2 protein-coding genes are annotated in these 2,056 nt (G+C 67.2%); both read right to left on the bottom strand.

Annotation, left to right across the window (positions count from 1 at the left end; genetic code table 11):
* Positions 1–75: 75 nt before the first annotated feature.
* Positions 76–699 carry a glutathione S-transferase family protein gene (locus ACM9LZ_RS25745; protein WP_416622358.1) on the bottom strand — a complete coding sequence of 208 codons (624 nt, stop codon included), beginning with the start codon at positions 697–699 and terminating at the stop codon, positions 76–78.
* Between the two features lie 2 nt (positions 700–701).
* Positions 702–1,994, bottom strand: a complete 1,293-nt coding sequence (locus ACM9LZ_RS25740) for a hypothetical protein (protein WP_416622357.1) — start codon at positions 1,992–1,994, stop codon at positions 702–704.
* Positions 1,995–2,056: the final 62 nt, after the last annotated feature.

Raw genomic sequence — 2,056 nt, 5'->3', positions numbered from 1 at the left:
CTTCGTGCGACGGATCGCAAGGCATTGATACAGTTCAGATTATTTTTGAATCAGACTCTTAGGAATGTCGCCGGCTCAGTACATGCCGGTCTGCGCCGCCTTGGCCGCGCGAAAGCTGGGGCGGGTGGACAGGCGGTGCCAGTAGGCGGCGATTTCCGGGCTGAACTTGTGTTCCAGGTTCAGGTCGCAGGCAGAGAGCAGGGCGAAGCCGACGCACAGGTCGGCCATGGTGAAACGCCCGGCGCACAGCCATTCGCGGTTGGCCAGCGCCCGGGTGAGATGGCGCAGACGCGACAGGAACCATTGCGTGTAATCGCTGGCCGCCTGCGCCAGCCGGCGCTCCTCCGGCTCGAACCGTGAGTAACGCAGCACGATCGTCTGCGGGAAGGTCAGCGTCGCCTCGCTGCGATGCAGCCAGTCGAGCCATAGCCCGTAATCGGGTTCATCGGCCGCCACCGCCAGTGGCGTCGGTCCATGGCGGGTGGCGAGATACTGGGTGATCGCGGCGGATTCCGTCATCCGCACATCGCCATCGACCAGCAACGGGACGGTGCCCAGCGGGTTGATCTCCAAATAGTCGGGTCGGTGGATGCGTGGCGGGAAGGGCAGCAGATGCAGGCGATAGGGAAGCCCCATCTCCTCCAGCGCCCAGAGTGCCCGAAACGAACGCGTATCGGCGCAGTGCCAGAGTTCGATCATGTTCAGCCCCGGATCTGCGTTTCGACGAGACACTGGAAGGCGGCGGCCGTGGCGGCGACGCTGGCTGCGGACACGCACCGCGCATCATCCTCGGCGACATGGTGGTAACGGTGGATGCCGAACACGCCGGCGGCCGGGGCGTAGCCGGCGCCGACGATTTCGGTCAGTTCCCCTGCGGTGATCTCATCGGTGGTCCAGGCTGCCTCCAGCCCGGCATGCCCGGCAAAGACCTCGCGCGCGACCGGCAGCAGGTCGGGGCTGACCGACAGGAAGCGCTGGGTGTCGACGCTGGGCAGCGGGCGTAATTTGCCCAGCAATTCGTGCCAGTCGCGCGCCGCGACATTGGCGCCCAGATGCAGCCAGAAGCGGGTTTCCGCAGGTTTGGGCGCGATGGCCTTCAACGCTTCCGACGCGCCCAAATTCTCATATTCATGTCCACTATGGCAGACGAAGGCCAGATCATGGTCCTTCACCGTTTCGCTGGCCCACCGCGCCAGCCACAGCCAGGCCGCGATGCCGGGCCCGCGTTCGCCGGCACAGATGTACCAGCCCGAACGCGGCGTCGATACGGCCAGCCAGCGCTTCCTGCCGCGATCAATGCGGCCGATGAAATTGAAGGCCGGGCGCCGTCCGGTCTGCCCCTGCAGGTGCAGCGTGGCCGGCTGCCGGGTGATCGCGGCGGCGCGGAAGGGCTTGGCATCGTCGGGTGCCAGCAGGGCGACCGGACCGGCGAACATCGGCTCCCGGCCATCGGCATTGAGCGCGATGACCTTGCCCGTCGGGCCGTTGGTGATCGCCACCACCGCCTTGGCCCCGGCGGCGAAGGCGGCATTGATCGGCTCGCGGATCGGCTTGGCCAGCGCGCTGGACCAGCGGCCATGCGGCAGCTCGATCAGGGCCAGAGCCCCCGGCAGCGGCCCGGCGGCCTGTCCATTCACGTCGATGCATACCAGCGGGCCGGTGGCGCCGTCGGGTCCCGTCGTCATCACGATGGGCTGCGGCCACACCGCGGCTCTGGCATCGCCACACAGCAGTTCGGCGCGCTGCGTTTCAAAGAAAGGCGTGGGCACGCTTTGCCGTTCGACCTTGAAACCAAGCTGTTCCAACTCCGCTATCAGCCACTCCCCGGCGGCATTGTCGCCGGTCCCGCCAGCCTGCTTGCTGCCGAAGCCGATATAGCGGGCGAGATCGGCGGCGACCCTTTCCTCCTGCCCCGGCTGCATCTTGGCCAGTGCCGACGCCGCGGGCAGGGTGGCACCGGCCGCCAGGAAGCTGCGTCTGCTGGGTTTGAGCATGAAGGAACCTCCCGCGTGAACAAGGTGAAACCCGGCGGCGACTGCCGCCGCGCGGCTCGTGC

The organism is Niveispirillum fermenti, from assembly GCF_048066175.1.
Taxonomy (GTDB): Bacteria; Pseudomonadota; Alphaproteobacteria; order Azospirillales; family Azospirillaceae; genus Niveispirillum; species Niveispirillum fermenti.
Note: the sequence above shows the minus strand (reverse complement) of the source record. Positions and strands in the feature narration are given on the sequence as shown.

Excerpts from the sequence above, each read along its gene's own strand:
- ACM9LZ_RS25745 (WP_416622358.1), bottom strand. The coding sequence starts at position 699 with ATGATCGAACTCTGGCACTGCGCCGATACGCGTTCGTTTCGGGCACTC.
- ACM9LZ_RS25740 (WP_416622357.1), bottom strand. The coding sequence starts at position 1,994 with ATGCTCAAACCCAGCAGACGCAGCTTCCTGGCGGCCGGTGCCACCCTG.